Origin of the sequence: Streptomyces sp. W16, assembly GCF_033194735.1 — a bacterium.
In the GTDB taxonomy this organism is placed as follows: Bacteria; Actinomycetota; Actinomycetes; order Streptomycetales; family Streptomycetaceae; genus Streptomyces.
In genome coordinates this window covers 1-5,890 of the sequence record NZ_JAWOAI010000565.1, presented here as the reverse complement: position 1 = coordinate 5,890, position 5,890 = coordinate 1, and the positions used below count along the sequence as shown (strand labels likewise).

Sequence of the window (5,890 nt, the reverse complement as noted above, 5' to 3'; positions counted from 1 at the left end):
CGACCGTGGCCTCGGCGACCTCGCCGTCGCGCACGGCCCGGGCGAGGGCCTCGCCGTACACGGTCTTCGGGCCGGGCATGGCGACGTCGAGGCCGCCCTCGATGGCGCCGACGGTGGAGCGGGCGGCCGTCCAGTCGGAGACGTTGAAGCCGTCGAAGCCCCATTCGCCGCGCAGGATCTCGTTCACCAGGTGCCGGTGTTCGGTCATCGTCGTGCCGTTGACCCTGTTGTAGGCGGTCATGACACCCCAGGGGCGGGCCTGCTCGACGATGAGCTCGAAGGGGGCCAAGTACAGCTCGCGCAGGGCGCGTTGGGAGATGAGGTTGTCGACGGTGAAGCGGTCGGTCTCGGCGTCGTTGGCGACGAAGTGCTTGACGGTGGTGCCCACGCCACCCGCCTGGACGCCTTGCACATACCCCGAGCCGATCAGCCCGGTGAGGTACGGGTCCTCGCTGTACGCCTCGAAGTGCCGCCCTCCGAGCGGCGAGCGGTGCAGGTTGACGGTCGGGGCGAGGAGCACATGGACGCCCTTGCGGCGGGCCTCCTGGGCGAGCAACACACCGGCGCGGCGGGCGAGTTCGGGGTCCCAGGCGGCGGCGAGGGCGGTGGGGGACGGGAGTGCGACGGAGGGGTCGTCGGCGGTCCAGTGCCGGCCCCGGACGCCGATCGGGCCGTCGGACATGACGAGGGATGTCAGACCGATCTCCGGGAGCGCGGGCAGGGACCACATGTCCTGACCGGCCAGGAGCCGGGCCTTGGCGTCGAGGTCGAGTGCGCCGAGGGCCGCTTCGACGACTTCTTCATGGGTTCCCGCCACCGGGGTGCCTCCTCGTTGAGTCCGTCCTGTGCCGCTGTGTCGCTGTGTCTCCGCGCCCTATCGTGCATCGATTGCCTGTAGATCGGTAGGTTTCGTAACCTTGCCGTTATATTTACATCGGATGGATGTCGTACGGTGACGCCATGAACGCCAGGGCCAAGAGTGCGGAGCGACGCGCCGAGATCGTGCGGGCGGCGCTGGAGGTGATCGCCGAGCGCGGCTACCGGGGCGCGAGCCTGGCGGCGGTGGCGGAGCGGGTCGGGCTGACCCAGCAGGGCCTGCTGCACTACTTCCCCACGAAGGACGCGCTGCTGGTCGCCGTCCTGGAGGAACGGGACCAGTGGGACGCGGTACCGGACAGCCAGTGGCGGATCGACCTGCTCGCCTCACTGGTCGAGTACAACGCGATGCGGCCCGCGATCATCCAGACCTTCTCCGCGCTGCTCGGCGAGAGCGTCACGGAGGGGCATCCGGCGCGCGACTACTTCACCGCGCGGTACGCCCGGGTGCGGGCGAGCATGGCGGGGGTGCTGCGCGCCGAGTACGGCGACACCCTGCCGAACGGCCTCACTCCCGAGCGCACGGCTCCCCTCCTGGTCGCGGTGATGGACGGCCTGCAGTACCAGTGGCTGCTGGACCCGGAGTCGGTGGACATGCCGGGTGCGTTCCGCGACTTCCTGGCGCTGCTGGGCGAGTCCTGAGCGACCCGAACTCGCCTGCTACTGCCGCCAGATGACGGCCAGCGTCTTGCTCGCCGCACAGACGAGGGCGAGGACGAGCGCCCAGTCGTACGCCCCGGCGAGGGCCAGCGCGACGACTCCCGCACCGAACCACACCACCTCGAACGCGACCCGCCCGGCGCCGCGCGTCTTGTACTTGGCCTTGGGCGAAGCGCACAGCCCCCACAGCGCGGCGAGCACGACGGGCGCGCCGAGGCCGAGCAGCCAGGTCAGCGGGGTGGCGAGGTCCCGGGTGAAACCCCAGTAGGCGACGGCGACAAGGGTGCCGAGCTCGATGGCGAAGAGGACGCCGAGGTTCGCTGCCTTCGCTGTCTTCACTGCCGTCATGGGCGGCAGTATCCCCCGGAGCGGATCACTCCGTCCCGGGCACGGCGGCCACGACTTCGACCTCGACCAGCGCCTCCGGCCGGAACAGCCGCGACACCTCGAAGGTCATGCTGGTGGGCGGGGTCCCGGTGAGGAACTCCCGCCGTACGGCACCGTATTCGCCGAGCCTGGTGATGTCGGTCAGGTAGGTGCGGATGTTGACGACGTCCGCGAGGGTCGCGCCGTGCGCCTTGAGGAGAGCGGCAATGGCCTCGAAGACACCTCGACTCTGCTCGGCCAGGGTGGCGCCCTCCGCGATCTGGCCGGAGAGGTACAACAGGGCGCTCCCGTCGGCGTGTTCGACGCGGGCGACCTGGGAGTAGTAGGGGCTCAGGGGCTGGGGCGCGGAGGCGGGGCTGTCCAGGGTGATGCGCATGGCCTCGACGCTAGGTCCGACACCGCGGTGCGACAAGCGAATGTCTAGCATGGCCGACATGCCGACTCCGCATGGCAGTTCGCCGAACGCCCCGGTCCCCGACCTCTCCACCGTCTGGCTGCGGGTGTTCCTGGAGGTGGCCCGACACGGTTCGTTCACGGTGGCCGCCCGGGCGTTGGGCTGGACCCAGTCCGCGGTGTCGCGGCAGATCTCGTCGCTCGAATCGGCCCTGGACGGTGCCCAGTTGTTCGACCGGCTGCCGAGGGGCGTACGGCTCACGGAGGCCGGCCGGGTTCTCGTACCGCACGCGGAGGCCGTCGCGGAATCGCTGCACGGGGCCGGGCGCGAGTTGGCGGCGCTGCGCGAACTCGCGGGCGGGCGCGTGCGGTTCGGGGCGTTCGCCACGGCCGACTCGGCACTGGTCCCCCGCGCCCTCGCCGCCTTCCGCGACCGCCACCCAGGAGTACGGCTGTCCCGCGAGGAGGGCCTCACACCACGCCTCCTGGACCGACTGGCGGCCGGACACCTGGACCTGGCGATCGTCTCCACCACCGGACGAACACCACTCGACGCGTACGAACTCCACCACCTCCTCGACGAGTCGCTGTACGTCGCCGTACCGGCCGGTCACCCCCTCGTCGGGCAGGGACCGGTCCTGCTGGCCCAACTCGCCGACTGCGACTGGATATCCGGCAGCGCGCGCCCCGAGGGCACCCTCCTCGACGCGGCCCTGCGCGAGGGCTTCCGTCCGCGCATCGCGCATGTCGTCGGCGAGTGGACCGCCAAGGAGGGCTACGTCGCCGCAGGCCTCGGCGTGACCCTGGTCCCGGCGCTCGCCGCCGGCGCCGTACGACCGGACGTCGCACTGCTGCCCGTCCTGGACGAGGGGACGCCCGCCAGGGCGGTGTACGCGGCGACGCTGCGCGGACGGTCGCTGTCGGCGGCGACAAAGGCCTTCCTCGGAGTGCTGGCCGAGGAGGCGAGGAAGATCGGATCATCCGTCGCCCCCGTGGCGTAGACCACTCACGTCACGCGATACTGCGGCCGTCCGGCACCGCACCCCACTGCGACGGAAGGCCTCAACAACCTTGAATGTCATACGAGTTCGGACAGGCGTCCTCGGCCTGGCCCTGCTGGCCGGCTTCTCCGCCCCCAGCACCAACGCGGCGGCGGCCGACACCACCCTCCCTCCGACCGTCGAGGAACAACGGCTCGACAGGGCGGTCCCCCAGGAGATCCTCGAACACTCCGGATTCGACACCGTGACACCGGAGTTCACCCACGCGCTCGAAGGGGCGCACAACTACGCGCAGGCCCGCCGCATCGTCGCACGCGAGGGAACCGCGCTGTGGCAGCGGGCGGTCGACCGGGCGCAGGGGCGGGGACCCGCAGGTGGGGATCTGACCCGGGACGACGACCGGCCGCTGTACTGGGCGCGGTTGGGAATGACCCGGGAAGTACGCAGCTGGGCACCGGAGTTCGGGATCACGACCGCCCAACGGACCGCGCTGCTCGGCGAGTTGGAGCAGACCTCGCGAGGGCAGAGCAGCATCCGCTACCCGGCCCGCGACAAGGGGCTGAAGCGCATCCTGGTGACCGGCTTCGACCCGTTCACGCTGGACGCGGACATCAGGATCTCCAACCCGTCCGGGGCCACCGCGCTCGCGCTGGACGGCACGGTGATCCAGACGGCGGACGGTCCGGCGCGGATCGAGACGGCCATGTTCCCGGTGCGCTGGGCCGACTTCGCGGAGGGAACGGTGGAGCGGACGCTGCGGCCGTATCTGCCGAAGGTGGATCTGTTCACGACGGTGAGCCAGGGGCGGGTGGGCCGGTTCGACGTCGAGCGGACCAACGGGGCCTGGCGGGGCGGATATCCGGACAACGACAACATCTCACGCACGGAGACCGTCCCGGTCACCGACCCGGCTTCGCAGCCCCAGTGGACGTCGACGACCCTGCCGTACAAGGCGATCGTGGCCGCGAAGACCGGCCGTTTCCCCGTCTACGACCACACCGAGGTCACCGAGATCCCGGCGGGCGGGACGGCCCCCGTCGTACGGCCGGACGGACCGACCGCGGGCTCCACGGCCCGTTCCGGTGGCGGCGGCAACTACCTGTCCAACGAGATCGCCTACCGCGCGACGCTGCTGCGGGACCGGCTCGGGCTGCACGACTCGCTGCCGGGCGGGCACATCCACACGCCGGTGCTGCAGTTCGGCACGGGCAACACGGACCCGGCGACCGGGACGATCACCGATCCGGCGTTCGTACAGAACCTGTTGGACATCATCGCGCAGGTCAGGGCGATGGTGACGGCGGCGATGGACGCGTCACCGACCGACTGACTCCGGCCCGCTTCCCGCGTCCTCCCCCTCCTCCCCTTCCTCGCTCCCCTCGGTCTCCTCCCCCAGCAGGTCCCGCGCCATCATCGTCGCCCCCGCCACCGCACCCGGCATCAGGAACACCGCGACGAACGGGACCAGGAAGGCCAGGCCGAGGGGAGTGCCGAAGCCCCAGATCAGGGTCTTGCGGGAGCGGAGGAGGGTGAGGCGGGCGCGGAGGTCGACGCCTCGGCGTTGCAGGGCGACGGCCGTCAGTTCCTCGGTGAGGAAGAAGCCGGTGACGAAGAAGCCGATCACCGGGATGGCAGTCTGCCCGACGAACGGCAGGAACCCCAGGGCGAAGAGCAGCACGCCCCACACCAGCGCGCGGGCCAGGACGCGGAGGCTGTCACGGGCCGAGATCCACAGTTCACGCCAGAGCGGAAGACCGGACTCGGGGGCCGTGCCGTCGGGTGAGACGTCCCGGTCGACCTTCTCGGAGAGGGTCTCGTAGAAGGGCTGCCCTATCAGGAGCGTGACCGCCGTGAAGGTCAACACCGAGAGCAGCAGCGCCAGTACGAACAGCACCACGGTCAAAAAACCCCGGAACAGCCCCTGCCACGGACTCGCCCAGCCGTCCGCGAAGGGCGTGGCCCAGCCGACGAAGTCCTCACCCCACACCGCGAGAGCGACAAGCACCGCGACATAGAGAACCAGCGTGATCAGACCAGGAACCAGCCCAAAACCGTACTGCCGCCCGTGCCGGGCCATCCAGCGCTGGCCCTTCAGGAGATAGCTGAATCCCGCGCCAAGATCATGCATGGGGTGAACTTTACTCAGAGTCGACGCCGAACGGTTCGGACGGGCCCCGAGCCTGTCCCAGCCCCTCCCCTAGGCAGTCGACACCGCCACCACAACCCCCCGATCCGCCGCAGGTGACACGGCCGCGGTCACCCGTACCGCGGTCGCCCGGGCCACCCGCCCCGCACGAAAGGCCGCGGCCAGCAAAACCGGCTGGACCCTCTCCAAGGCAGAAACGAACAACTCCTCGCCCGCGACCAACAACGGGCCGGCCGTCTTCGTGGTCGCCGCCGCGGCCTCCGTGAGGTCGGCGAGGGGTGGGAGAGTGGCGCGGAGGACGTTCGCGCCGGCGGTGGCCGCCCGTTGCGCGAGGGCCACCTGCGGGGGCAGCAGCGGAGCCAGTACGGCCGTCAACGCCTCGGCGATGCGCCGGAGTTCGGGCGAGGAGTCGGCCAGGGCGTCGGCC

Annotated in this window: 7 protein-coding genes and 1 pseudogene; 3 read left to right on the top strand and 5 right to left on the bottom strand. The window is 70.8% G+C overall.

Annotation, left to right across the window (positions count from 1 at the left end; translation table 11 throughout):
- The coding region (locus R6V09_RS43850) for a glycoside hydrolase family 3 protein (RefSeq protein ID WP_317887070.1) at window positions 1-817 on the bottom strand (817 nt) is incomplete at its 3' end.
- A 125-nt stretch (window positions 818-942) separates the two neighbouring features.
- Between R6V09_RS43850 and R6V09_RS43845 the strand changes: the two genes are divergently transcribed.
- A complete protein-coding gene (locus R6V09_RS43845; RefSeq protein ID WP_317887069.1) occupies window positions 943-1,518 on the top strand; it encodes a TetR/AcrR family transcriptional regulator in 576 nt (191 codons plus the stop codon).
- A gap of 18 nt (window positions 1,519-1,536) precedes the next feature.
- Here the strand turns inward: R6V09_RS43845 and R6V09_RS43840 are convergent, their stop codons facing one another.
- Window positions 1,537-1,884 carry a YrdB family protein gene (locus R6V09_RS43840; protein ID WP_317887068.1) on the bottom strand — a complete coding sequence of 116 codons (348 nt, stop codon included), beginning with the start codon at window positions 1,882-1,884 and terminating at the stop codon, window positions 1,537-1,539.
- 25 nt (window positions 1,885-1,909) lie between these two features.
- Window positions 1,910-2,299: a RidA family protein gene (locus tag R6V09_RS43835; RefSeq protein ID WP_317887067.1), complete on the bottom strand. Its 390-nt coding sequence runs from the start codon at window positions 2,297-2,299 to the stop codon at window positions 1,910-1,912.
- Window positions 2,300-2,348: 49 nt separating this feature from the next.
- Here R6V09_RS43835 and R6V09_RS43830 point away from each other — a divergent pair, with 49 nt between their 5' ends.
- Together R6V09_RS43830 and R6V09_RS43825 are read left to right on the top strand one after the other, a co-directional pair.
- Window positions 2,349-3,317 carry a LysR family transcriptional regulator gene (locus tag R6V09_RS43830; RefSeq protein ID WP_317887066.1) on the top strand — a complete coding sequence of 323 codons (969 nt, stop codon included), beginning with the start codon at window positions 2,349-2,351 and terminating at the stop codon, window positions 3,315-3,317.
- 70 nt (window positions 3,318-3,387) lie between these two features.
- The gene (locus tag R6V09_RS43825) at window positions 3,388-4,647 is read left to right on the top strand and encodes a pyroglutamyl-peptidase I family protein (protein WP_317887065.1); all 1,260 of its coding nucleotides are present in this window, start codon (window positions 3,388-3,390) and stop codon (window positions 4,645-4,647) included.
- On the opposite strand, the gene R6V09_RS43820 is transcribed toward R6V09_RS43825, so the two are convergent.
- Both R6V09_RS43820 and R6V09_RS43815 read right to left on the bottom strand, forming a co-directional pair.
- On the bottom strand, window positions 4,633-5,445 hold the full coding sequence (locus tag R6V09_RS43820) for an EI24 domain-containing protein (protein WP_317887064.1): 813 nt from the start codon (window positions 5,443-5,445) through the stop codon (window positions 4,633-4,635). The two genes, R6V09_RS43825 and R6V09_RS43820, sit on opposite strands and share 15 nt — an antisense overlap.
- A gap of 69 nt (window positions 5,446-5,514) precedes the next feature.
- Window positions 5,515-5,890 (bottom strand): annotated as a pseudogene (locus tag R6V09_RS43815) (hypothetical protein); the annotation flags it as partial.

Bases quoted from the DNA above. Each gene is read 5' to 3' on its own strand.
- R6V09_RS43840 (WP_317887068.1), bottom strand. From the start codon at position 1,884: ATGACGGCAGTGAAGACAGCGAAGGCAGCGAACCTCGGCGTCCTCTTC.
- R6V09_RS43820 (WP_317887064.1), bottom strand. From the start codon at position 5,445: ATGCATGATCTTGGCGCGGGATTCAGCTATCTCCTGAAGGGCCAGCGC.
- R6V09_RS43845 (WP_317887069.1), top strand. From the start codon at position 943: ATGTCGTACGGTGACGCCATGAACGCCAGGGCCAAGAGTGCGGAGCGA.
- R6V09_RS43835 (WP_317887067.1), bottom strand. From the start codon at position 2,299: ATGCGCATCACCCTGGACAGCCCCGCCTCCGCGCCCCAGCCCCTGAGC.
- R6V09_RS43830 (WP_317887066.1), top strand. From the start codon at position 2,349: ATGGCCGACATGCCGACTCCGCATGGCAGTTCGCCGAACGCCCCGGTC.